The organism is Oribacterium sp. P6A1, from assembly GCF_000702885.1.
In the GTDB taxonomy this organism is placed as follows: Bacteria; Bacillota; Clostridia; order Lachnospirales; family Lachnospiraceae; genus Oribacterium.
This window is the reverse complement of the sequence record NZ_JNKO01000005.1, coordinates 145,601-169,503: the sequence shown is the minus strand read 5'-3', so window position 1 is coordinate 169,503 and position 23,903 is coordinate 145,601. Positions and strand designations below refer to the sequence as shown.

The 23,903-nt window shown below is 40.6% G+C and carries 26 protein-coding genes; all 26 read left to right on the top strand.

The features are described 5' to 3' along the window. The first annotated feature begins 19 nt into the window (after window positions 1-19). The 26 genes from T515_RS05360 to T515_RS05235 all read left to right on the top strand — a co-directional run bounded on the left by T515_RS05360 (window position 20) and on the right by T515_RS05235 (window position 23,640). A complete protein-coding gene (locus T515_RS05360) occupies window positions 20-649 on the top strand; it encodes a flavodoxin family protein (RefSeq protein ID WP_036608492.1) in 630 nt (209 codons plus the stop codon). A gap of 305 nt (window positions 650-954) precedes the next feature. Next, complete coding sequence (locus T515_RS05355; RefSeq protein ID WP_051671458.1) at window positions 955-1,722, top strand: L,D-transpeptidase family protein; 768 nt, start codon at window positions 955-957, stop codon at window positions 1,720-1,722. A gap of 57 nt (window positions 1,723-1,779) precedes the next feature. Next, a complete protein-coding gene (locus T515_RS05350) occupies window positions 1,780-2,520 on the top strand; it encodes a LytR/AlgR family response regulator transcription factor (RefSeq protein ID WP_036608490.1) in 741 nt (246 codons plus the stop codon). 10 nt (window positions 2,521-2,530) lie between these two features. Then, window positions 2,531-3,847: an ABC transporter substrate-binding protein gene (locus T515_RS05345; protein WP_036608488.1), complete on the top strand. Its 1,317-nt coding sequence runs from the start codon at window positions 2,531-2,533 to the stop codon at window positions 3,845-3,847. 162 nt (window positions 3,848-4,009) lie between these two features. Next, window positions 4,010-5,629 (top strand): ATP-binding protein, encoded by a 1,620-nt coding sequence (locus tag T515_RS16435; RefSeq protein WP_051671457.1) that lies wholly within the window; start codon window positions 4,010-4,012, stop codon window positions 5,627-5,629. Between the two features lie 290 nt (window positions 5,630-5,919). Further along, window positions 5,920-6,285 (top strand): hypothetical protein, encoded by a 366-nt coding sequence (locus T515_RS17930; protein ID WP_242839329.1) that lies wholly within the window; start codon window positions 5,920-5,922, stop codon window positions 6,283-6,285. A 55-nt stretch (window positions 6,286-6,340) separates the two neighbouring features. After that, the gene (locus tag T515_RS05330) at window positions 6,341-6,796 is read left to right on the top strand and encodes a flavodoxin domain-containing protein (RefSeq protein WP_036608484.1); all 456 of its coding nucleotides are present in this window, start codon (window positions 6,341-6,343) and stop codon (window positions 6,794-6,796) included. A gap of 209 nt (window positions 6,797-7,005) precedes the next feature. Then, a complete protein-coding gene (locus tag T515_RS05325) occupies window positions 7,006-7,512 on the top strand; it encodes a flavodoxin family protein (protein ID WP_036608481.1) in 507 nt (168 codons plus the stop codon). Further along, window positions 7,500-8,147 (top strand): NAD(P)H-dependent oxidoreductase, encoded by a 648-nt coding sequence (locus T515_RS05320; RefSeq protein WP_036608479.1) that lies wholly within the window; start codon window positions 7,500-7,502, stop codon window positions 8,145-8,147. Before T515_RS05325 ends, T515_RS05320 begins: the two co-directional genes overlap by 13 nt. A 121-nt stretch (window positions 8,148-8,268) precedes the next feature. Continuing rightward, on the top strand, window positions 8,269-9,039 hold the full coding sequence (locus T515_RS05315; RefSeq protein WP_036608477.1) for an alpha/beta hydrolase: 771 nt from the start codon (window positions 8,269-8,271) through the stop codon (window positions 9,037-9,039). 106 nt (window positions 9,040-9,145) lie between these two features. Then, window positions 9,146-9,505, top strand: a complete 360-nt coding sequence (locus tag T515_RS05310; RefSeq protein WP_036608475.1) for a DUF3795 domain-containing protein — start codon at window positions 9,146-9,148, stop codon at window positions 9,503-9,505. Next, the gene (locus tag T515_RS05305) at window positions 9,498-9,704 is read left to right on the top strand and encodes a hypothetical protein (protein ID WP_036608471.1); all 207 of its coding nucleotides are present in this window, start codon (window positions 9,498-9,500) and stop codon (window positions 9,702-9,704) included. The genes T515_RS05310 and T515_RS05305 overlap by 8 nt, the downstream gene beginning before the upstream one ends. 145 nt (window positions 9,705-9,849) lie before the next feature. After that, a complete protein-coding gene (locus tag T515_RS05300) occupies window positions 9,850-10,266 on the top strand; it encodes a YjdF family protein (protein WP_036608468.1) in 417 nt (138 codons plus the stop codon). Between the two features lie 113 nt (window positions 10,267-10,379). Then, a complete protein-coding gene (locus T515_RS05295) occupies window positions 10,380-10,622 on the top strand; it encodes an AbrB/MazE/SpoVT family DNA-binding domain-containing protein (RefSeq protein ID WP_036608465.1) in 243 nt (80 codons plus the stop codon). Continuing rightward, window positions 10,622-10,927, top strand: coding sequence for a type II toxin-antitoxin system PemK/MazF family toxin (locus tag T515_RS05290; protein WP_036608462.1), 306 nt, complete (start codon window positions 10,622-10,624; stop codon window positions 10,925-10,927). The genes T515_RS05295 and T515_RS05290 overlap by 1 nt, the downstream gene beginning before the upstream one ends. A 128-nt stretch (window positions 10,928-11,055) precedes the next feature. Continuing rightward, window positions 11,056-11,463, top strand: a complete 408-nt coding sequence (locus tag T515_RS05285) for a diacylglycerol kinase (protein ID WP_051671456.1) — start codon at window positions 11,056-11,058, stop codon at window positions 11,461-11,463. Between the two features lie 47 nt (window positions 11,464-11,510). Beyond that, window positions 11,511-12,083, top strand: a complete 573-nt coding sequence (locus T515_RS05280; protein ID WP_036608459.1) for a CDP-archaeol synthase — start codon at window positions 11,511-11,513, stop codon at window positions 12,081-12,083. A gap of 98 nt (window positions 12,084-12,181) precedes the next feature. Next, a complete protein-coding gene (locus T515_RS05275; protein ID WP_036608622.1) occupies window positions 12,182-13,093 on the top strand; it encodes a prenyltransferase in 912 nt (303 codons plus the stop codon). Between the two features lie 97 nt (window positions 13,094-13,190). Continuing rightward, on the top strand, window positions 13,191-15,650 hold the full coding sequence (locus tag T515_RS05270; protein WP_036608456.1) for a PEP/pyruvate-binding domain-containing protein: 2,460 nt from the start codon (window positions 13,191-13,193) through the stop codon (window positions 15,648-15,650). Between the two features lie 6 nt (window positions 15,651-15,656). Further along, the gene (locus T515_RS05265; protein ID WP_036608453.1) at window positions 15,657-16,757 is read left to right on the top strand and encodes a hypothetical protein; all 1,101 of its coding nucleotides are present in this window, start codon (window positions 15,657-15,659) and stop codon (window positions 16,755-16,757) included. A 16-nt stretch (window positions 16,758-16,773) separates the two neighbouring features. Continuing rightward, window positions 16,774-17,577 carry an alpha/beta fold hydrolase gene (locus tag T515_RS05260; protein WP_051671455.1) on the top strand — a complete coding sequence of 268 codons (804 nt, stop codon included), beginning with the start codon at window positions 16,774-16,776 and terminating at the stop codon, window positions 17,575-17,577. Window positions 17,578-17,745: 168 nt separating this feature from the next. Continuing rightward, window positions 17,746-18,303 (top strand): ECF transporter S component, encoded by a 558-nt coding sequence (locus T515_RS05255; protein WP_036608449.1) that lies wholly within the window; start codon window positions 17,746-17,748, stop codon window positions 18,301-18,303. Window positions 18,304-18,347: 44 nt separating this feature from the next. Next, window positions 18,348-19,379: an extracellular solute-binding protein gene (locus tag T515_RS05250; RefSeq protein WP_197026394.1), complete on the top strand. Its 1,032-nt coding sequence runs from the start codon at window positions 18,348-18,350 to the stop codon at window positions 19,377-19,379. Between the two features lie 15 nt (window positions 19,380-19,394). Continuing rightward, entirely contained in the window at window positions 19,395-21,092 is a 1,698-nt protein-coding gene (locus tag T515_RS05245; RefSeq protein WP_036608446.1) for a sensor histidine kinase, read from the top strand. A gap of 66 nt (window positions 21,093-21,158) precedes the next feature. Beyond that, a complete protein-coding gene (locus T515_RS05240) occupies window positions 21,159-21,932 on the top strand; it encodes a response regulator transcription factor (protein ID WP_036608443.1) in 774 nt (257 codons plus the stop codon). Between the two features lie 301 nt (window positions 21,933-22,233). After that, a complete protein-coding gene (locus T515_RS05235; protein ID WP_036608440.1) occupies window positions 22,234-23,640 on the top strand; it encodes a hypothetical protein in 1,407 nt (468 codons plus the stop codon). Window positions 23,641-23,903 lie beyond the last annotated feature (263 nt).

The window sequence follows — 23,903 nt, the reverse complement described above, 5'->3', positions numbered from 1 at the left end:
AAAGTATCAGGAGAAAAATATGGCTAAAATACTACTTTTAAACGGCAGCGCTCATCAGAACGGCTGCACAGCTACCGCTCTTCAGGAAATGATCAGTGTGTTTGAAAAGGAAAATGTAGAAACAGAACTGATTCAGATAGGGAATAAGCAAATCAGAGGCTGCATAGGCTGCGGATTTTGCAAAAAGAATGGAAGATGCGTGTTTAATGGTGACCTCGTTAATGAAGTTGCGGAGAAACTGGAGCATGCCGATGGTCTCGTAGTCGGAAGTCCGGTTTACTACGCATCACCTAACGGAACCGTAATTTCATTTATGGACAGGCTTTTCTACAGCACAAGTTACTCAAAACAGATGAAGGTTGGCGCTGCGGTTGTAAGCTGCAGACGTGGAGGCAATACTGCAAGCTTCGACGTCCTGAACAAGTACTTCACTATAAGCGGTATGCCCGTTGCCTCAAGTACATACTGGAATCAGGTTCACGGTTTCTCGGCAGAAGATGTGAAGAAGGATCTGGAGGGGCTTCAGACCATGAGGAATCTGGCCAGAAATATGGCTTTCATGATCAAGGCCTTTGATATGGCAAAAAGCACCATGGGATTACCGGAGATGGAGCGTGAGTTTTTCACCAGTTTCCCTGATGGAAAATGAGTTAATAAGAATGGCGGAAATAAATAAACTTAATAAGTGAAAATGGGAGCACTTGGCATCATTAGGTGTCAGGTGCTTTTTTCTATTCGGGCGGGGCATAAAGTCTCAAATCATCGTGCAAGCACGTGATTTGGTACTTTTGACCCTTGAATCATGATATTAAAAAAAATGTATCATATAGTTAAAGATAATAGGAATAAGTGTCGATATAATAAAGTGGTTACAAAAATCATTAACTGGGCTGTGCTGCATGGAAAAAATGCAGGCGGCTCTAGGGTTACTGTTATAGTTTTTGGGGGTGTAGAATGAAAAAAAGAAGTGTGATCGGGATGGTTATGGTTTGCGTGATGATGCTGACAGGCTGCGGTGAGAGTTCTGTGCCTGAGGCATTGGCACCTAAGTCACAGGAGGGGAATTCTGCCAGGGAGGTTCTTCAGCTTGAAGCTCCGGATTCTCCTGAATGGGTAACGAAACTTTCACAGGCCGGATCAGCTGAGCAGCTGTTCGTGGTGGCGCAGCATGAGAAGACTACTGCGTGGGTTTCGATGCATGAGAAGGACAGTGAAGGAAAGTGGAAGATGATATGTTCAACTCCGGGATATGTGGGGAAGAACGGTATATGTCCGGATGAAGAGCATGTTGAGGGCTGTGGTCAGACGCCTGCAGGGGTATATCACTTTACAAAGGCTTTCGGAATAGCTGACGATCCTGGATCCATCATGCCGTACACCAAGGTTGATGACGATACCTACTGGTCAGGGGATGACAGGGAAGGTATGCACTATAATGAAATGGTGGATATAAAGGATTTTCCGGACCTTGATATGAAAAACAGTGAGCATATCATGGATTATACATACCAGTATCAGTACTGTCTGAACATCAGCTTCAATGAGGATGGTACTCCCGGAAGAGGCTCCGCTATCTTCCTTCACTGCCTTGGCGACAGAAAGCCGTATACAGGAGGCTGTGTAGCTGTTCCTATGGATCAGATGCGATATATCATTCAGCATGCAAAGCCTGAGTGCGTTGTGGTTATAGATTCACTGGAGAATCTTGGCGGAGAGTTCTGATTATTTTTCTTAAGAAAAATGTTTTTACGTGAGTCGCTGATGACAGGGGGGATTACTTTGGAGCGCAAAGGTGAATCATCGCTTCGGATAGCTATATGCGATGATGACAGAAATGATTTGGAACGGGTTTTGTCTCTCGTTCAGATATATCTTGATGAAAAGAACATTCAGGCTGAAGTAAAAGTTTTCGATCATCCCGATGCTCTTGTCGAAGAGTGCGAGAATTACAGACCGCATATTTACATTCTTGATATAGTTATGCCTATGGTAACAGGCATACAGGCGGCCAGGGAACTCAGGTGGAATCAGCCTGATGCTGAGATCATTTTCGCCACATCCGAGAGCTCTTATGCATTGGAATCTTTTGATGTAAATCCCATAAATTATATTTTAAAACCCATACAGAAGGATAAGCTGTTTCCTACACTTGATAAGGCTGTGTCACGTGTGGATATTTCTTCTGAAAAAAGTGTGATAGTCAAAGTCAAGGGCGGTTTCCAGACCCTGAGACTTGATGAAATCCTTTATATGGAATACAGAAATCATGTGGTTTCATATCATTTGTACGATGGAAGCATCATATCAACTCCCACACTCAGGATAGGATTTGCGGAATATCTTGAAGATAATTACAAGGATAAAGATTTTGTCAGATGCCATGAATCCATAGCTGTTAATGTTTCTGCCATTAACAAGCTCACAAAAACTGACATCACACTCAGAAACAAGGAAATGATTCCTGTTTCCAAGAGCAGATATACTGAGGTTATGGACAGCTATATGGATTTCAGATTGTAGGGAGAACCATATGAAAAACCATATAAAAAAGGGAATAGAACTTCTTTTTATTATGTCCCTTTTTTTGTTCGCGGTTTCCGGATGCGGTGCACAGAAAGAAAAAACCGTTGTGACCTTTCAGACCTGGAATCCCGCTGATACCGGGCCTGAGAGTCCTATCTACAAGATCATAAATTCATTTGAAAAAGAAAATCCTGATATTGATATAAATTACGTTTATGTAGGTTCAGACTTACACGCAGATCGTCTCAGAATAAATCTGATGGAGGGAGATGGGCCTGATGTCTTCGGACTTAGTGCCGGAGCTTCTTTTGACGAATTCAGGGACTTTGAAGAGAATCTGACACCCTACTGTGAGGATACCTGGGGACCGGAATGGGAAAAGAAATTCCTTGATCCATGTCTCGGGATTATAAAGGATGAAAAGGGGGATACTCTGGGACTTCCATTGGGTCAGACCTTTGCAGGATTTCTTTGGGCTGATGTCAATATGATGAAAAAGTACGGTTGTGATGTGCCGTCTAACTATAAAGAAATGCAGGAAACCTGCGGGATACTTCGTGAAAACGGCCTTTATCCCCTTGCTATCGGTGCCGGGGATTCATGGGTGAATCTCGATATGTGGATGACCATAGCCGCAGATGTGGACAGAGATGCGCTGTACGATGCTATAGAAGGAAAGGTATCATTCGAGACTGACTCTATCATAGAGTCCTTTGAAATCTGGCAGAGCAGTTTCACAAACGGAGTTTTTCAGGACAAGGCCATCCGAATGCCGCTCTATGATAAGGTCAATGACATGTTCCAGCGTGAAGGAAGCATCCCTATGTTTGTTAACGGCTCCTGGGCTATGAACATGTATACCTTGAGAGATACAAAGACATACGAAAATTTTAACAGCGATGATTCAGAGCATGAGGTGTTTCTGATCGACTGGGATAATGATGGCATCGTATCACCTGTGACCGCGTCAGCAGATGTAATCCTGTGCATGAATCCGGAATCAAAGGTTAAGGATGCAGCATTTCGCTGGATGGATTATCTGGTAAATGAAGGTCAAAAGATACTTGTGAATGAATATCTGGAGTATATGCCCACACTTAAAGATTTGGAGATTGATGTGAAAGGGCTGAGTGCTGACGGAGAAAAGAATCTTCGATATATCATTGAAAATGGGAAAAACAATGTTGCAGGAACAAGAGGGATAAAATATCCGGATTTGAATCTTGCTGTATGCAGAGCTTTGAAGGATCTGGCACTGGGTGAAGTGACTCCCGAAGAAGCCGCGAAAGAGATTCAGGAGGTATCACGTAATACCATACGATAAACTGTGGTTCTGTAAGACATAGATATCTGAACACAAAAAAATTAGTGATCTGATATCGGATATTCTGTATCGGTGCAAATCTTGTGTGTACCAATAAAGCGTATCTAACCACTTCGTGCTGTGCACGTTTAAGAAGAAACACCGGGAATTGGAGATGATTTCATGCGGGAAATCCTTTTAGCTGTATTGATTATAAGTATTTTGGCGATGCTTTTTGAGAGTATTGTGGTTTTTAAAAATCTCAAAAACAAGCTTCACGCATATTTGTTTCTTAACTGTATAACCATGATAGTCAACGACACCGGATATCTGATGCAGCTGTTATCTAATACTGAGGAGGCGTATATAACGGCCCTCAAATTTTCTTATGCAGGGCGGATTTGGATCATATTTTCCCTCTTTATGTTTACTGTGGAGCTCTGCCATGTAAAGCTTCCTGAACTCGCGGTCAGGCTTTTTATTTTTATCGATGCAGCTGTTTATGCGGTTATTTTTACAGTACCGGATAATCCCTTATTTTATTCAAAGATATGGTTTGACAAAAGCAAGCTGTTTCCTGTTTTACTGCATAGAAGCGGGATAGTTCATAAAATATTCATGCAGTTTCAGGCTATGGTGATCATAATTATCATGTTCTGGCTCTTTAAGTATCTTCATTCACTTAAAGGCAAAACTGCCAGACTGCGTATCTGGATTATAATTACAGGTTTTTTGACAGAAGCAGTCCTGTATATACTTCAGGTAACGCATTTGTTTTTCTTCACATACTTTTATGATCTTTCGGTTTTAGGAAGCTTTGCAATCACGATTTCCATGTTTATAGCTATATTTAAGTTCAATCTTTTGGGAATCATAGATATGGCTAAGGAGTATATCGTAGACAGACTCTCAGAAGGTGTTATCGCTGTGGACAGAGACGGGAGAGTTCAGTACTACAATGAACATATAAAGGAACTTTATCCTGAGATAAATAAAGATCCTGAAGCTGTTGTGGATCTGATTAAGAAGACTATCATCAGGAAGGAAACAATAAGCTCCGGTGAAAGGTACTATACTCCGGAAGAAAAAGAATTGTCGCAAGACGGGGAAATCCTGGGAAAGCTCTATGCCCTCGTAGATTCAACAGTACTAAAGCAGAATGAGTATAAACTCAAATCAGATGCGGCAATGCTTAAAATGGCAGCGAACAGTATGAGGGACAGGCTTCTAACTGCAGAAGAAATCATGAAACAGGACAGAACCATGCGCCATGACAGGAGACATTTTGAAGCACTGATTTTATCGCTTATTCAGGATGGAAAGGCGGATGAGGCGAAGAAATATCTCGAGGAGCGGTTATCACAGGAACCTCGTTCCATGCGGAGATACTGTGAGAACACCACTGTTAATGCAGCGCTCACCCATTATGTAACTATGGCTGAGAGAAAAAGCATTAAAGTTACGGTACAGACACATATCCCAATTGACCCGGGAGTGGATGAAATGCAGCTTGCCATAGCCATCAGCAATTTGTTTGAAAATGCTATACACGCCTGTGAGAAACTGCCGGAGGGAGAAAGGTTTATAGGTATAACGGCCAGATTCAAAGAGCAGCTGCTTTTGGAAATAGTAAATTCCTGTGCCGAAAAAGTGGAGCTCGATGAAGAAGGACATCCCTTTGCAGATGTGGATGGCCATGGCATTGGCACAAAAAGTGTTGTGGCCTTTGCTGAAAAAACAGGCAGCGAAATAAGATATGCAGCTGAGGATAACAGATTTAAAGTGAGGATGATGATTCCATGATATGATGTAAGGGTCAAAAGTACCAAATCACGTGCTTGCACGTTGATTTGAGACTTTATGACCCGCCCGAACACGAATAACGTAGTCGTTTTGCACAGCAAAAGGACGTGAGTTATGAGTGTTCAGCAGCACATTGCACACGAATGTGTGCGTTAGCGCTAATAAGTGAGTGGCAAATACTTTTGACACTCACATCATGTCATGCCATGGCGGTGTGAAATAAGTGCAGTTCAGTGTACCATGAAATAATAAATTATGTTGGTTGTATCTTGTTATCAGGAGGAAAAGAAATGGATGAAAATGTGAAAAACTATAGGAATCCTGATGTGATAAGTGTAGCAGTACATGAAGATCATGCTGCAGAAGATGTTGCCGAAGACATTACCGAAAACATTACCGAAGACAGTTTGCCTATGGAAGATAATAAACGACAGATAAATATTCCGGAGTTACGGAAAGTTCCCACTTGTTACGCTGTACCAAAACGTGATGGCAGTGTGTGGCCTGAAGATATCTGTCCTGCATACACCGAAAGAGAGGATGCCATTCCCAGCCTCAGAGGGTGCTGGTACTGCAAATACGCTGATTTTCACCTTAAGGAGGAAACGGCACTTGAGGTGGGAATCTGCAGATGGCCAAAAAAAGTCATGGAATAGTTCGGGAAAACAAATATAAAAATTAATTCAGAAATGATCTAAGGGAGGAAGAATCATGAATAAAAAAACAGTTATTGTATATACTTCAACTCACCATGGTAATACAAAGAAATTACTGGATGCCATAGCATCACATGAGGATGTGGAGCTTGTAAATGTCATCGGGAATGAAAAATACGATCTGTCAGAGTACGACCGTATTGGAATTGCTTCCGGGGTAGCCTTCGGAAAGTATTATCCGCAGATGCTGGAGTTTCTCAAAAATAATCTTCCCGAGAATAAAAGCGTATTCTTTATTCATTCAGCGGGAGATCCAAGAAAGAGTCATGCAGATAGTGGATTGAAAATCGCTGAGAGTAAAAATTGCCGCTGTCTTGGAATTTTTTATTGCAAGGGCTTCGATACTTTCGGCCCCTTCAAGCTTATAGGGGGAATCAATAAGAATTATCCGAATGAGGAAAATATGGAGCAGGCAGTAAAATTCTATCGGGAGCTGGAAGCTAATATATGAAGACCTGGTACCGTGTTCAATAAAATGAAATATGAAATTTGCTAAAATAGATATGGGTTAGAAACATAAGTGTAAAAGAAGTTCATTTCCGTGTGGCGATGGGCTTCTTTTTTTATACTTGATAAAATTGAATTGTTCGGACAGCGATGAAGAGATGAATCGAGGTGCATAGGTGAGCTGATGTATCGTGAAACAGGAGATAAAATACTATGACAGTAATAGTTAATACAACGGATAACAAAGATATTACGAAGATACTTGAGAAAAATCTATTTGGGAGAAGTTTGGAGTATGAAATTTTTGAAGCGAGTGATATGCATATCAGTCATTGCAGGGGTTGTAATTTCTGTTGGCTTAAGACGCCGGGCGTATGTGCCATCAAAGATGACTATGAAAAGATATTAAAGGAGCTGCCAAGAGCCAGTCAGCTTTGGGTTATTTCTGATACAGCATTGGGTTTTTTGAATCACAAAGGAAAGAATATATTTGATAGGATCGTTCCTTTCCTTACCATGAATCTGGAATTTAGAGATAAGATGATGCGTCATGTGATGAGGTATGACAATAGATTAGACATTGGAATAATATATCAGGGCGGTATAGACAAGGATTATATGATCAGATGGAATAAAAAAATAACAGATAATATGAAAAGCAAGCCCTTAGGTGTTTTTGATGTCGGTGAAATTTTGGAGGCTACTAAATGCATGCAGTGATAATTAATGGGAGTCCGAGAGTTCAAAATCATAGTAATACCAATAGAATACTGCGGAAATTTATAGATGGTTTTTGTGAGGCCGGAAATACATTTGAATTATATTCATTATCAGATATAACCACCTGGGATTTTGCAAGAGAAGCTTATGAAAAGAATGATAATATCATTTTTGCTTTACCTCTATATGTAGAATGTGTGCCGGGATTGATGATGGAATTTCTGGAAACTTTACCCTCAAAGAATAAAGACACTAAATTATCATTCATTTTACAGAGTGGATTTGCAGAGGGATTGCAGCTTAGATGTGGAGAAACATATCTGAAAATACTTACTGAACGGTTAAACTGTGGGTATGGAGGTGCTATTGTAAAAGGTGATAACTTCGGTATACGTTTTGCTGAAGGAGAAGAAGTGGAGAAATTAACCGAGCCTTACAAAGAAATAGGAAAAATATTTGGAAAAGAAGGGGATTTCTTTAATTCCAAATGCGTGAGTTTTACCGGTCCGGAGATTTTACCGTGGCTTCTCAGAGTGTATATAGGGATTTACTTCAAAACAGGAGCAAAAAAGAATTTTGCACACATGGCAAAATCCTGGGGATGTGATAAACCAATTGAATATAAACCTTGGTGATCTATGAGTGTTCAGCAGTACATTGCACACGAACGTGTGCGTTAGCGCATATAAGTGAGTGGCAAATACTTTTGACACTCACATCATGATGTGTATCAGGATGTTTTTATAGGTGAAAGAAATGAGTTTATATGTACATACATTACAAAGTCATATTCTGAATAAGGAAATGAACATTTCAGTATATGTTCCGGATGATTATCTTCACATAACCCTTCCGGTCCTGTATTTTTTGCATGGAAGAACAGGAAATGAAGAGTTGCTTTGTCAGTTAGGGATGGATAGAACTGCAGACAGTTTAATTAAAACGGGAAAGATGGCTCCTTTGATAATAGTATGTCCAAATATGGATAACAGCAGAGGACTTAATTCTGCAGATAATTATGAGGAATTTGACGGAAAATACGGAATCGTTCATAAAGGCAGGTATGAGGACTATTTTATTGATGAAGTAATACCTTTTATAGATAGTATATTCTCTACGGTCAATGGCGCTTATGGAAGATTTGTAGGAGGTGTTTCTGCAGGAGGATATGCTGCACTTAATATTGGTTTACGCCATCAGGATTTGTTTTCAAGAATCGGAGGTCATATGCCTGCCATAGATTTGTCATATGAAGACGAGGACGAGTGCTATTTCAGAGATAGAGGAATGTGGTTAGAGAATGATCCTGTTTCTATTGCTGAAATGGTAGAATTTTCAGATATTTCTGTCTATCTTGATGATGGAAAAGATGATGAAGGTAAGTTCTATATCTCTTGTGAGAAGCTTTATTGTATTCTGAAGAGCAAAGGTGTCAAAGTGGAAAACCATGTTTTTGAGGGACATCATAATGGTGAATATTTACTGTCAAATATGGAGAACTATTTAGGGTTTTATGGCAGTGTTTAAAAAACAGACTTGAATCAGTGATACTAGTTTTGGGTCTGTTTTTTTGCATTACAGTATAGTTGAACACTAATGAAAAGTTGACTTGTCTAAGAAAGGAGAACAATCTATGAATGACTATATCGCTTACTGCGGATTGAACTGTGAAACCTGCGAGGCTCATATTGCTACAGTGAATAATGATGATGAACTAAGAAAAAAGGTAGCCAAGGAATGGTCAGAAATGAATCATGCCGAGATCACACCGGAGATGATCAATTGTGTGGGATGCAGGATAGAGGGAGTGAAATTTCCGTATTGTAAATTTATGTGTTCCATAAGACAATGTGCCATGGGAAAACACTATGCCTCCTGCGGCGAATGCAGTGAGATGAATTCCTGTGAGAAGCTTGAACCGATTATCGGACACAATGAGGAAGCACGCAGCAATATTTCATGTATAAGAGAGGATTATACAGAAGATGAATGAAAATAAGAAATCCCTTATGATTTACGTTCATGGAAAGGGTGGAAATGCAAATGAAATTGAAAACTTTCATAATATAACAAAATTTGCTAGTAGGATTAATACAACACTTACTGTCATGGAGGGCGGAGAGCATTGGTTTCATACGGATGAGCAAATTAGCTTTTTGAATAATTGGATGCAATCATGCAGAGGAAAATAATCAGTGAAAAACAGACCTTAATCAGTGCGATTTGAGGTCTGTTTTCTTTTGCTGTGATAAAGTATGGTCACTTATAATATTTTGAAATGCGTAGGGTTAAATTAAAGATCTTAATTTGGGGTATATTACGGGAATTGGCAAACATATGGTGACTGATAGCGGAAAACTAACGGTATATTTTGAAGATCCATTTTGGGTTGGAGTATTTGAGAAGGAGTTCGATGGTAAGCTTTCGGTAAGCAAGATTACCTTTGGTTCTGAACCTAAAGATCATGAAGTGTTGAACTTTATTCTATATCATTATCATGAATTACGTTTCAGCAGCGGGGTAGAGCTAAAGAAAAAGATTTCGGCAGATAATCCCAAACGGCGGCAGCGTAATGCAAGAAAGCAGATTTCTGCTGTAGGTATCGGAACAAAATCGCAACAGGCTCTTAAGCTTCAATACGATGAAATGAAAAATCTAAAACAACAAATTAGAAAAGAAAGAGCCGAAGCCGAAAAACAGAGGATGTTTGAACTGAAACAGCAAAAGAAGAAGGAAAAACGTAAAGGGCATTAATGTATTAGCGGGGCAATTATAATTCCTACAGTAAACTTATGCCGTTGGCAAAAAAGGGTTGCATGTGTCCTGATTTGGATATACGATGTTTATACATAAAGGAGGAGCTTATTATGCAGACTCAGGTAAAAACATGGGGAAATAGTCAAGGTATAAGACTTCCTAAAGAAGTACTGCAAGAGGCAGATATAGCGGTTGACGATATGTTGGATGTAAAAGTTTCAAATGGTGTAATAATGTTGCTTAAGCCTTTTAGGCATAAAACATTAGAGGAACGTGCAGCAGAATATGGAGGAAAACTAGACCTTGATGGGGAATTTGACTGGGGCGAACCCGTAGGAAGAGAGATTTGGTAATGACGAAAGAGATTTCTCAGGGGGATATTCTTAATATTGAAAGAATCAAGATGCCGGTGCTTGTTGTGAGCAAAGATTTTTTTAATCAGACAGGTGAGATTATTGGTTGTCCTATATATAAGAATGGAGAGCCTGGAGCTTTGCACATCAGAATAAGTACAGACGAAATCACCGGATATGTTCAGTGTGAAAAGATGTCATTATTAGATATGAATATCAGAGGGTATTCAAAGCTTGGACGAGTTCATATGCCGGAAATTATTGATATCACCGATGCAATTCAGAGCATCTTTGATTATGTATGAGATAATGACTACATCAGTATGTGTTTCCTAAACGGTTAAGAAAATGTAACAGGTCAGTGCAAAGGTTTTCTTCAGACATTGGCGCCGGGGACACTTACTATGTAATAAAAAAACGTAGGGGTATAATTATGTCAAAAAGTGTGAACCTTGGGGTGGGTTCCGAAAACATGGTAAAGGCTGATTTCAAAAACAAAACCTTTCCTGACAGCATCATCTGTGCTGCACGGGGTATGATAAAAGCCTTTAAAACCGAAAAGAACTTCGCATATTATCTTTTTATTGCTTTATTTTTCCTTTTTTTAAATATTTATCTCGGTGTTAAAAGCTCGTTTTATATAGCTTATGCCATAACCGTTTCAGGAGTTATTTCTGCTGAGCTCATCAATACTGCCCTGGAACATCTCTGTGATTTTATCACTAAAGAGAATCGTCCCGAGATCGGTGTAGCAAAGGACATAGCTGCTGCCAATGTTCTGTTTTGGGGCTTCGGTTATTTTACTGTGGAGATCCTGATCCTGGTTCAGACACTCAGATGATTTAACAGGAGGAAAACCGATTTTCAATAGAGGTTGGTAGAAAAAAGATGAATATGATACTCGGAATGTACATCACCATGATGCCTGTGATTCTTGCAGGAATTCTCAACATGGTATTTGTTAAGACTCCGTTTTATAAAAAATTGAAATATCCTATAGATGGAGGCCGCTGCTTAAGCGACGGAAGAAGGATATTCGGTGATAATAAAACTTATATAGGCTTCTTCAGTATGATAGTTATCAGCATTATCACAACTATCTGCTGGGGGGCCTTTTGCAGGTTAACGGGGCTTGAATCACAAAATGAACTTTATCTCATCTTTCCGAATAAGATTTGGTTCAATGCCTCTGTCGGCGCATATTTTGGCCTCAGCTATATGCTGTTCGAGCTTCCAAACAGTTTTGTGAAAAGGCGTATAGATATAGAACCCGGGAAGACTGAGAATAAGCTGTTTTTCGTCATAGATCAGATAGACAGCCTCTTTGGTGTGATGCTTATTCTTTTTGTGACTGCCGGGATTCCTGTATGGAAATATTTCTGTTATATCCTTGTTGGAGGATTTACCCATATAGCAGTTAACCTGACATTATATAAGCTCAAGATCAGAAGGAATCTTTGAGCATAGTGTCATTTTTCGGCATTGCGTAATTTTTTTTATTTTAAAAAAATAGAGAATTTCCTTTAATTTGAAATAATAAAAGGATAGAGAGTATGGAAATGTTAAATGCAATTAAAAGACTTAATATTTATCAAAAAGAGATGTATCCGATACTTCCGAGGCTTGCTCTCGGATATATCGTTGCGGCGGAAATCTATTTTATCATTTTACTTAATCACGGGATAACTTCATTCAGTCTCGGTATCCAGGAGATCATCGCAGGTTTTACCGTATTCAGCTTCCTTTTCTGGCTTAGGATCGCAGATGATTTCAAGGACTATGAACTGGACTGCCGTCTGTTCGCTGCGAGACCCCTGCCTTCCGGAAGAGTGCATAAGAAGGATCTGGCGGTTTTTGTGAGCCTCCTTATAGCATTTACGCTTGTCATAAACTATCTGTATATGCCGAATTTCATATTCTGTCTTATTCTTTATACCTACGGATCCCTCATGGCGGTATGGTTTTTTCAGAAGCATAAGATAGCAAAATCACTGCCTCTTGCACTGGTGACACATAATCCGGTTCAGATACTGATGAACATTTACATCATTTCATTTACTGTCATCAAGTATAATGTGAGACCTGTGGATCTCATGAATGTTCTTGCCTGCTTTACCCTGTATTTTCCGGCCCTTATCTGGGAGGTATCAAGAAAGATCAGGGCGCCTCAGGAGGAGACAGAGTATGTGACATATTCAAAGCTTTTCGGATATAAGCAGTCTGTGGATTTTGTATTTATAGTTACATGGATAGACATTATCACAAATTTTATACTTGTATGGAATCTGAATAAGTTATCTGTTCTGGTACTTTTCATACTTGTGCTCTGGATGAGTTTTAAATTCCTGGAGTATAAGAAAGACCCTCTGAAATACAGGATCGTTACAAAGGTAGAGAGATACACATATCTTCAGGAAAGTACCATGATACTTACAGTGGTACTGTATCTCATATTTGGAAAAATACTTTGATGTGAATGTCAAAAACATCGCCGCAGCCAGGGATGAGTTTAAGCCGGGTTAGCTTATAAGGCGGGGAGCAGTCAGACATCAGTTTTCAGGAAGTGTTATGAAAGCAGAAAATCTCAGGATATTAAAAGAATATGGTTTTCCGGTTCCGGAATTTATCGTCGTGGAAAGTACGGATGACAAAATCATACAGGAACTTCCCAATAAAAAATATGCTGTCCGTTCCTCGTCAGACCTTGAGGATGGAGATGAAATGTCCTATGCGGGACAGTTTCTTTCTGAACTTAATGTAAATAAACCGGATATTTCCGCAGCTGTAAAAAGAGTTATCGAAAGCGGAAAACAATCCGGATCTCATATGAAGGTCATAATTCAGGAAATGGTTGAGGCTGATTATTCCGGTGTGCTGTTTACCGCAAATCCCATGGGGATTCTTAACGAATCAGTGGTGGTGATAGGAAAAGGTCTGGGCGAAAATGTGGTGGAGGACAGATGTGACACCACTGCATACTATTACAATCTTGATGATGATCTTTTTTATTATGAGCAGCAGGAGAATGCTGTTCTTGCAGGGAAGGAAGTCATAAAGCTTCTTGTTGATACGGGGAAGCGAATAAAAGAGATATTTCAAAAAGACATGGATATAGAGTTTGCAGTAAAGGATGCTGAGGTCTACGTCCTCCAGGCCCGTCCCATCACAACTCTTTCTTATAGCAGAAAGATAGTCCTTGATAACAGTAATATCGTGGAGAGTTATCCGGGAATATCTCTGCCGCTGACACAGAGCTTTGTAAAAGAAATATACACAGATATCTTCAGAGCTATGGTAAGGCGCCTTACAGGTAATGAGCTGCTTGTTAAAAAGATGGAGCCGGTATTTCAAGATATGGTGAGGGAAGCAAACGGACGTGTGTACTATGACATCACAAACTGGTATAACGTCCTCTCCATCCTTCCTTTTTCAGATAAAATCATTTCTGTCTGGCAGGAAATGCTGGGGGTCGGCAATAAGGATGTATATGTTGATTTTCACACGGGATTTTTTGAAAAGGGACATGTTCTCTTTTCTTTTTTGAAATACCTCCATACAACCCCTGAGGAAATGGAAAAACTTAATGACAGATTTTCAGAGCTTTATCCCGGATATATGGAAAGGATAGAAGGATATGGTGATATTAAGCCGGATTATTTTTTCAGACCGTTGGATTCGGATTCAGGAAAGGATCAGGGTACCGGAAACGCTGATACTATAAATGACGGGTCAGAAGAAAAAACAAGCAGACCAGTTTGCGATTCCTGCGAAGGAATAAAAGAATTACTAAAAATATACAGTGATATAGAAGAGGAACTGATACCTCTCTGGGACATCACCCTTGTAAATGATATGTATGCCTTTATCTATACATATCTGGCAGGAAGAAGACATCCTGAAGAGATATCCCATATTAAAGAACTTGAGAGTATGCGGCCGGTAAAGGCCCTGAACCGGCTGATAAAACTTGTAAAACAGGATCCGGACTGTTTCGGTATTCCTGCCGAAGGGGATTCAGTAAACTGTGGAACTGAATCCGGTCAGTCAAAGAAAAATGCTGAAAGGGGATTTTCCTCTGAGTATATTAAGGAGAGACAAAACTATATACAAAAATATGGTGACCGCTGTCTTGAAGAACTGAAGCTTGAAACAAAAACCTACAGAACTGATCCTGTGCTTTTGGATGAATATGTAAGAACACACCTTTCAGACGAAATACCTGATAAGTCTCCGCATAAAGTCGAAGAAAGCAGATCTCTTTTTGTAAAAAGAGCAAAGCTTGGAATAGCAAACCGTGAAATATCCAGAATGAACAGGACCAGAATCTTTGGTATGGTGAGAAGCATTATGCTGAAAATAGGTGAGATACTGAAGAAACAGGGAAAGATTTCAGAGACCCGGGATGTTTTCTATCTGACTCTTGAGGAGCTGAGAGAAGAGGCTGCAAAAAGTCATGAGAAAAGCAGTGTCTCGAAATACTGTTTTACCGGTGACAAAAGCATACAGGAATCACATCAGTGCGATAAATCGGAAGTACTTCGGGATTTCTCAGAGACAAATCAGAATAATAACTTCCTGAATCTCGTTCAGGAGAGAAAAATAAGATATGATGGCTTTAAGAAAATTCCGGCATACAGCAGACTGGTCTATGGAGACAGGGTTATAGATAAGCCTGTTTCAAATATATGTTCTGATATTGTCAGGAACTCCCGGGTTTTAAAAGGCATACCCTCATCTCCCGGTAAGGTAAAGGGTGAGGTGCTTTTGATTGAAAAAGCTGATCAGAGTATAGATACAAGTGGAAAAATCATCGTAACCCGTATGACTGATCCGGGCTGGGTGTTTCTTATAAAGCCGGCTTTAGGGATAATTGCGGAAAAGGGCTCTATGCTCAGTCATACGGCCATCATCACAAGAGAGCTTGGAAAGCCTTCCGTTGTCAATGTAAAGGGCGCTGCAAGAGTGCTGAGGACAGGAGACCTGGTAGAGCTTGACGCATATGAAGGAACTGTGACACTAATAATGTAAAAATCTATGGAATTTAAGTGCTTATCCGGAAATAGTGAAATAATAAAAAAAGAATTTCTTAAACTGCCTGCTGCATTGTACAAAGGAGAGATATGTCCTCAGGATTTTTCAACAGAGAAAATGATTCTTGATGGAACACATCCATTGAGCAGTGATTTTTCTGTTGTCCCGCTGTTGGTGGTGGATGAAAAAGATGAAGCTGTGGCAAGAGGGCTGCTTACATTCTATAATGATGATGAAACAGCCTATCTCGGGTTTTTTGAATGTATTGAAGACATGGAAGCCTGCAGGACTCTTATTAAAAAGGCTGAGGAAACAGCGTGGGAGAAACAGAAAAAGTCCATGGTGGGGCCTGTGGATTCATCTATATGGATCGGGTACAGATTTAAAGCATTTAAAAGTCCGGAATTATATGATTCAAAAAAAGTAAGACCATACACATCGGAACCCTGGAATAAACCTTACTATACCGGACTCTGGGAACAGTGCGGATTCTCTGTATGGAAAAGATACTATTCCTTCAGACTTAAAAAGATAAGTGAAAAAGAAGGAAAACCAAAGTACGTGGAAAGAGTTGAACAGTTTATGAATAGGGGATATGAGTTCCGTAATCTTGATATCGGGAACTTTGATAAAACCATCCGGGAGATATATGATCTTTTGATTGAGCTGTTTTCATCCTTTCCCGGATATAAAAGGATCAGTTACAAAGCATTTTATGCTCTGTTCCACAATCTTAAACTGATTCTGTCAGGAAAAGATGTGATACTTATTTACAAAGACGAAAAGCTGGTGGCGTTTTCCATAAGTGTTCCGAATTTATATGATAATTTATCCGGAAGGATGAATCTTCTAAAGATATTGAAAATACTTTGGATAAAAAAATCTCCGAAGGAAATGGTCTATCTCTATATGGGTGTGGATCCGTCACATCTCGGACTGGGAAGTGTTATGGCAGAACTTATCAGAAGAGAGCTGTACAGTAACGGTCGTGTTCCTATAAAGGCACTGATACTTGAAAACAAGGTTACCGGAGCTTATTATAACGATCTTCTGGATGAGAGTATGGAATATGTGCTTTTGAGAAAGAATAATATAAATATATGATAGAAGGAGTGAACTTATGGCGTATACAGGTATTGTAAAAACCGTTGAATTTGAAATGGAATATTGCAGATTCGGAAGAGGAGATAAAACTTTTGTTATGATTCCGGGACTTAGTGTCCAGAGTGTTATGGGATTAAGCAGTGCGTTGGAAGCCGGATTTGAATCCATGAATGATGATTATGACGTTTACTTATTTGACAGAAGAAAGCAGGTTCCCGATTCATATTCAATATTTGATATGGCATCGGATACCGCTGCTGCCATGAAGGAACTGGGTTTAAAGGATGTGTATCTTTTTGGCGCGTCCCAGGGTGGAATGATTGCCATGGTGATAGCTGCGAGGTATCCGGAGCTTGTTAAAAAGCTTGTGCTGGGTTCCACTTCCTGTCAGGTTCATCCTGATAAGTGTATGGTGATAGATAAATGGATAGAGCTGGCAGAAGCAAAGGAAAGACAGAAACTTTATCATGAGTTTGGAAAAAATATATATCCTGTAAACGTATATGAAAATCTTTCGGACTATTTTACTAATGTATCAGGAACGGTTACAGATGAGGAGCTTGAGAAGTTTGTGATACTTGCAAAAGCCATCAGGGGATTCGATTTTACCGGTGAACTGGAAAATATAAAGTGTCCGGTTATGGTGCTCAGTGCCGGTGATGATATGGTACTCGGAGAAGATGCCGGGGAAAAAATTGCTGAGCATTTTAAATCGAGACCCGATTTTGTATTCTACACGTATACGGGATACGGTCATGCTGCTTTTGACACGGCTCCTGACTACAGAAAGAGACTGGCTGATTTTTTCGAAGGAAATTAAGGGGCTCAGGTCATGTTTATAAAGATGACCATATCATGGCATGGCTTTTGGCGGGAAGATAAGATATGGTATGATACAGGTATCATAAGTCTTCTCTCAGGTGTGCTTTAACAATAGTGAGAGATAGACTTCATTTATTTATTCAGTAAATCATTATCGGAGGTGGGTATGAAAAAGATTGATGTTCATAAAATTGTTCTGTCGGCTATGTTTATTGCTTTAGGGCTGGTTCTTCCCTTTGCAACTATGCAGCTTAAGTCCTTAGGTCAGCTGCTTTCACCTATGCATCTGCCGGCGCTTCTTTGCGGGCTTATCTTAGGACCCGGTTATGGTGCCATAGTCGGATTTATAGTTCCGCTTTTAAGATCTGTTACTTTCGGAATGCCGAAGCTTTTCCCGGGAGCTGTGGCCATGGCTTTTGAGCTTCTTACTTACGGACTTGTTACCGGTTATTTATACAGCCGTTCAAAGTATAAATGCATCATCGCTGTATATAAGGCACTTATTCCTGCCATGATCATCGGACGTATCGTAGGAGGTATTGTACAGGCTGCACTTCTGGGAGGCCAGTATTCACTTGCTGCATTCATCACAGGATATTTTGTAAATACCATTCCGGGAGTTGTTTTACAGCTGGTTCTCATTCCTGTAATTATGGTGGCTCTCGGAAAGGCTCATCTCATTAAATTCCAAACCGGAGCAAAAAGGGAAGCTGTTATCGATTGAAATATATGTCACACTTGAACCATGAAAAAAATAAAGGAAAAGAATTGATTCAAAAGATTGCTTCGGTTCTGCCCGTTATTTTATGTTTTATGTTCCTGATTTCAGGCTGCGGAAAAGATGCAAGGGAATCTGAAATAAAGGAACTTTCAAAGAAGTACAGCGTACCGGATGAAAAGCAGCTTATTATATGGACTTCCCATAAAGAAGAGGTTTATCTTCCCATCATAAGAGAGTTTGAAGTCAGGACAGGTATATGGGTTGAACTCAGGACAGGCGGAACTGCTGAATTGATGGATAAGGTGGAAGCCGGTATCGAAAACGGTGAATGTGACATCATGTTCGGTGGCGGTGCCGAAAGCTATGAGGCAAGAAAGGATCTTTTTATACCTTACAGTTCCTCTGAAAATGAAAAACTGAATCAGGCATATCTTTCCCGGGAAAATCTCTGGACTCCTTTCACAGAGCTTCCCATAGTATTTGTTTATAATCCAAAGCTTGTTTCTGTGACAGATGCCCCGAAAAGCTGGCACGACCTTTTCCTGAACAAGTGGAAAGGTCTCATAGCTTTTGCTGATATGGAAGTATCGGGAACCAGCTATACCATTATATCTACTATGGAGCAGCTTTTTTCTGAAAAACCGGAGAGTCTTATACCTGCGTTCTATGATCAGCTTAACGGAAAGATACTCGAATCATCGGGAGATATCCTTCCTTCTGTGGAATCAGGCAGATATCTTATAGGGATAACCCTTGAGGAAACTGCAAAAAAATATATAGAAGGTGGTCATGACATAGCCATGATCTATCCTTCCGACGGAACCTGTGCTATTCCCGATGCCTGTGCCATAGTAAAGAATGCGCCCCACAGTTACAATGCGGGAAAATTCATAGACTTTATAGTGAGTCAGGATACACAGAAATTTGCCATGGAAGAATTTCAAAGACGCCCCGTCAGAACAGATGTAGAGCTGATGAAGGAATACGGAAGAATTGATCTCATGGATTTTGATATCAAAAAATCAGCATCGGAAGAAAAAGAAGCTATGGGTATATGGCGTGAAGTCACCAAAAAGTAAGGAAGGATAGCAGACATGGGATTTATCAGACAATCCTTCAAAAGACAGATCTTTGCGGTGTTTCTTTCAGTGTCACTTTTCCTTGTCATAATCGGGGGAATGGTGACAGTTCAGACATTCCAGGCCAGAGTGGTGCTTGACTATGAAAACAGAGATCTGGAACAGCAGAAATATGTGACCGGCCGTATATCGAATATGATCGGTCTGGCAGATGCTGCTATTGATAAAATGCAGGAAAGTGAAGCCATAATTGAAGCATTGACTACAGGAAGACGTAATTCCTTCAATGTTTATGCGGATCTTTATGAAATCACCAACGAAATAAGAAACTTTTCGGTTATCGAGCTGTACAGAGGCAGCAACTGCAGATACAGTACTAAAAGCGGCAACAGTTCCGATCCTTTGCCCGATTACTATTCGGCTCTTAGAGAAGCGTCAAGAAGAGCGGGAACAACCGTCTATTCTCTGAATCCGGGACACGCAAGTGATTCGGGTTCAGAGCTTTTAATGGTTCGGAAAATAGTTTCCGGAGCAGAACCGGGCTTTATAGTTATAAGAATAGGGCAGACCGAAATAGAGAATGAGATAAAGGATGGAATCAATGCAAGAGACGGTTTCATCCTGGTAAACAGATATCTTCGGCCATTCTGTCTCCTGGGAACGGCAGCTGACGGAAAGGTTCTTTCATCCATAAGAGACAATCTTCTGACGGGTAAGAACTATAATCTCAATCTTACAGACAACATATATATGTCAGAGCTTCCCGGCACTGATATCCTGAGTATTTACATTACTCCCCCTGTACTGGAGCAGAGTGCCGTTAATGCGGGATATCGTGTGATAATGCTTCTGGCTGTACTCAGTGTTCTTGTGTGTCTACTGGTGGCATCCCGTTTCAGTATTGCGTTTTCAAAACCCATAAGTGAACTCTATCAGGCTATGAAGAGATTCAGAAAAGGTGACTTTGATACAAAGATAGAGCTGAACCGTGAAGATGAGTTTGAGCAGCTGGCAGTGGGCTTCAACAAGATGACCAGCCAGCTCAAACAGACCATGGAAGAGCAGGTCAAGGCTGAAAGAAAGGTCAATGAGACCCGTATCGCCATGATGCAGGCACAGCTGAATCCTCATTTTCTTTACAATACCCTGGATACCATCAAATGGGTAGGCAAAGCCAATCAGGTTCCTGAAATAGCGACATTATCGGCTTCACTTGCAGGGATACTGAGAAGCAGTATCTCTGAGAAGCAGTTCTGCAGGCTTTCCCAGGAGATACAGATGATCAGAAACTACTGTGACATCCAGAGGATAAGGTTTGATGACTGTTTTGATATAGAGATAAAGGTTGAGGAAAAGCTGCTGGATGCCATAGTTCCGAAGCTTATACTGCAGCCTCTCATAGAAAACTCCATCATACACGGGCTTGACGGACAGACAAACGGACATATAGATGTAAGGGCATATGAGAAGGAAGATCTCTTTATAGAAATTCAGGATAACGGAAAGGGTATTACAGACGAGTACATACGGGCTCTTGAAAATGATGATGTGGAGACATTGAAAGGACATCTGGGAATGAACAATGTCAATACCATCATCCGCATGTATTACGGAAAGAATTACGGAATCCATGCCGCAAGACTTACTGAAAGAGGCACACTTATTACAGTCAGACTGCCCCTTTCTTTTGAGGAACCCGAATACGGGGTATGATGAAAAGACCGGCCTTCCTGAGTCGGAAATTAAGACGGAATCACCTGCAAAATAGGAGATAATTTAATGATAAAGGTAATGATAGTTGATGACGAAAGGTTTGTCAGAAGGGGAATCATACAGGAAACGGACTGGGAACTTATAGGATGTGAAGTGGTGGCAGAGGCCACAAACGGAGTTGAAGCTCTGGAAAAGGCAAAGGAAGTTCGTCCCGATCTGGTTGTTTCCGATATACGTATGCCCGAAATGGACGGACTTGAGCTTTCACAGCATCTGGTGGAGATGTTTCCGGATATAAAGCTTATTCTTCTTACTGCCTACAGTGATTTTGAGTATGCGAGACAGGCTCTTCGTATAGGAGTTTCTGATTATCTTCTTAAGCCCTTTGAAGACGGTGAACTGGAGGCTTCCATACAGAGACTCATACATCTGAACCCTCTTGAGGAAAAGGGGCCGGAAGAAGAGGCGGAAGAGGAAAAGCTTCTGGGACTAAAAAAGAAATCAGAGGTCTCCAACAGATATGTGCAAAGCGCCATAGAGTATATAGAGGAGCATTATATGAATATGGACTTCTCACTTACAGCTCTGGCTGAAGCCATAGGAGTAAGTGAAGGTCATATCAGCAGGCTGTTTAAAGGAGAGACAAATAACAGCATCAATAACTATCTGGTGAAATACCGTATAAAAAAGGCTATGGAGAAGCTTAAGGATGTAAAGGTAAAAGTCTATGAAGTGGCGGAAATGGTAGGCTATCAGGATATAGCATATTTCTCCAATACCTTTAAAAAGCTGGTGGGCACCTCACCATCGGACTATCAGGCCTACGGTCTGAAGAAATAGGTATGTCTGTTACGCTCCATACACGGCACTGTAAAATGGTACAGGATACCTTTAAAACTGCTTGATTTAATACTATGTATATTATCAAGTATGCGACATCATTTTCTTTGTGAAAATGATGTCGCATTTTTACAATAAATATCAGAATTACCCCATTTTAAACATCAAACTGCACAACTAAAATAGACGCATAAGTAATAAATGATGTGAATGCGCAAAAATGTCACAAATTATGAGCGCTTTTTGAATTACTTCGCATCATTAAATCAGTTTACGTGATGTAAATCAAAGGAGGGTAAACGTGAGAAGAGTTTTATCAACAATTTTAACGGTTTCTATGGTGGTTGCTTCATTGGCAGGCTGCGGCGGTTCAAGTACAGCAACAACAAGCGCTGCAGCAGAAACAAAATCTGCAGCTGAAACAGCAGCACTGCAGGACAGTCCCAAGGAGGCTAAGGCTGAGGAGCTTACAGGTATCGATGCTATCATAGCTGAAGCCCAGACCATGTCACTTGAAGAACTGGCCAAGAAGGCTATAGAAGAGTCCAACGGCAAGACATTTTACGGCGTAGGAAACTCCAGCCGTGGAAAATCAGCACTTCCGGTTTTTATCGAGTATCTGAAGACCATCGATCCATCCTACAATATGGAATTTGAGTGGCAGCAGCCAAAGAACAACAAGATCTTTGAACAGCTTACATCAGACTCTCTTAAGAGTGAGGGAACCTTTGCCATGACTCTCATTCAGGATGGAAACCAGATTCAGTCAAAGATGGTAGAAACAAATATCCTTAAGAGATTCGTTCCCAAGGAGTGGGCAGAAGCAAACGGAACTACACCTGTAGAGTACAAGGGATTCCTTCCGCTTCAGACACTTAACAAAGTATTTATGTACAACTCAACAGGAACTGCAACATACACAAACTGCTGGGATTTCGTATATGACGGCTCACATCCTCTTTTCATGGGCGTTGATTCAGAAATCGTAGGAAAGAACTTCCTTATGATGCTTACATCAGATAAGTATGCTACATGGCTTAAGGAAGCTTACGACAAGCTTGATGATACCAAGAAGGCATACTTCGAGCCTACAATTCAGGCTATGCAGTCTGATGCAGCAGATCTGGGACTCGGATCAAATGGCGCTTATGCACTTGCATGGATCAAGCTCTGGGTAAACAACTATAACGAGCAGACCGATGACGGTCCTATCTGCAACACACTTGTAGATGCATCAGCAAAGGATCAGGCCGGACTTCTTGTGTATTCAAAGCTTCGTTCAGTTGAGGAGTCAGCTACTGTATCTGTAAACAACATCAAGGTTGCAGCATATGAGGATGGCTACACAGGTATCGGCGGATACGGATACTGCCACTATCTCTTCCTTACAAAGAACAGCCCGCTTCCATGGACAGCATGTGCATTTATCGCTTATATGACATGTACAGAAGAAGGCTTCGATGCATGGGGCAAGGATATGGGCGGATATTCTGCAAATCCTAAGGTAGCAGCTGATGTAGAAGCCAAGTACAGCCACAGCACAGGCGGCGGAGATGAGTTCCCTGCAAAGAACGACCGTGGTTATGACTGGTGGACATCAGAAGGCAAGGGCGAGCTGGTTCTTGAGGATCCTGCATACTGCGCAGAGGTATCATTCTCAGTAGGAAGCTGGATTGACGTACTTGATAAGTATACACCGGGCGCTTAATAGGCACTGAAAATCATAATTTATACAAAATTAAAAATATAAGTTATATGCATAAGATAGTGACGAATAAATCAAAATCCGGCATCGTACTTATATAAAAGAATTAAGGATGTCGCTTGATTGAGAAAAATATATCCTTTTAAGCGACATCCTTTCTTAATGAAAAATATATCATGAATAGGATTCAAATTTTTGAGAGCTGTCTGCACATGTATTTTCGCGGGAGACATTAGCCCATACAGGATACGAAAAGCAGGCCGCTA

Coding starts and splice junctions, on each gene's coding strand:
- T515_RS05260 (WP_051671455.1), top strand. CDS start 16,774: ATGGCGTATACAGGTATTGTAAAAACCGTTGAATTTGAAATGGAATAT.
- T515_RS05265 (WP_036608453.1), top strand. CDS start 15,657: ATGGAATTTAAGTGCTTATCCGGAAATAGTGAAATAATAAAAAAAGAA.
- T515_RS05270 (WP_036608456.1), top strand. CDS start 13,191: ATGAAAGCAGAAAATCTCAGGATATTAAAAGAATATGGTTTTCCGGTT.
- T515_RS05275 (WP_036608622.1), top strand. CDS start 12,182: ATGTTAAATGCAATTAAAAGACTTAATATTTATCAAAAAGAGATGTAT.
- T515_RS05285 (WP_051671456.1), top strand. CDS start 11,056: ATGTCAAAAAGTGTGAACCTTGGGGTGGGTTCCGAAAACATGGTAAAG.
- T515_RS05310 (WP_036608475.1), top strand. CDS start 9,146: ATGAATGACTATATCGCTTACTGCGGATTGAACTGTGAAACCTGCGAG.
- T515_RS05255 (WP_036608449.1), top strand. CDS start 17,746: ATGAAAAAGATTGATGTTCATAAAATTGTTCTGTCGGCTATGTTTATT.
- T515_RS05315 (WP_036608477.1), top strand. CDS start 8,269: ATGAGTTTATATGTACATACATTACAAAGTCATATTCTGAATAAGGAA.
- T515_RS05280 (WP_036608459.1), top strand. CDS start 11,511: ATGAATATGATACTCGGAATGTACATCACCATGATGCCTGTGATTCTT.
- T515_RS05320 (WP_036608479.1), top strand. CDS start 7,500: ATGCATGCAGTGATAATTAATGGGAGTCCGAGAGTTCAAAATCATAGT.
- T515_RS05245 (WP_036608446.1), top strand. CDS start 19,395: ATGGGATTTATCAGACAATCCTTCAAAAGACAGATCTTTGCGGTGTTT.
- T515_RS05355 (WP_051671458.1), top strand. CDS start 955: ATGAAAAAAAGAAGTGTGATCGGGATGGTTATGGTTTGCGTGATGATG.
- T515_RS05330 (WP_036608484.1), top strand. CDS start 6,341: ATGAATAAAAAAACAGTTATTGTATATACTTCAACTCACCATGGTAAT.
- T515_RS05295 (WP_036608465.1), top strand. CDS start 10,380: ATGCAGACTCAGGTAAAAACATGGGGAAATAGTCAAGGTATAAGACTT.
- T515_RS16435 (WP_051671457.1), top strand. CDS start 4,010: ATGCGGGAAATCCTTTTAGCTGTATTGATTATAAGTATTTTGGCGATG.
- T515_RS05240 (WP_036608443.1), top strand. CDS start 21,159: ATGATAAAGGTAATGATAGTTGATGACGAAAGGTTTGTCAGAAGGGGA.
- T515_RS05300 (WP_036608468.1), top strand. CDS start 9,850: ATGGTGACTGATAGCGGAAAACTAACGGTATATTTTGAAGATCCATTT.
- T515_RS05305 (WP_036608471.1), top strand. CDS start 9,498: ATGAATGAAAATAAGAAATCCCTTATGATTTACGTTCATGGAAAGGGT.
- T515_RS05345 (WP_036608488.1), top strand. CDS start 2,531: ATGAAAAACCATATAAAAAAGGGAATAGAACTTCTTTTTATTATGTCC.
- T515_RS05360 (WP_036608492.1), top strand. CDS start 20: ATGGCTAAAATACTACTTTTAAACGGCAGCGCTCATCAGAACGGCTGC.
- T515_RS17930 (WP_242839329.1), top strand. CDS start 5,920: ATGGATGAAAATGTGAAAAACTATAGGAATCCTGATGTGATAAGTGTA.
- T515_RS05325 (WP_036608481.1), top strand. CDS start 7,006: ATGACAGTAATAGTTAATACAACGGATAACAAAGATATTACGAAGATA.
- T515_RS05290 (WP_036608462.1), top strand. CDS start 10,622: ATGACGAAAGAGATTTCTCAGGGGGATATTCTTAATATTGAAAGAATC.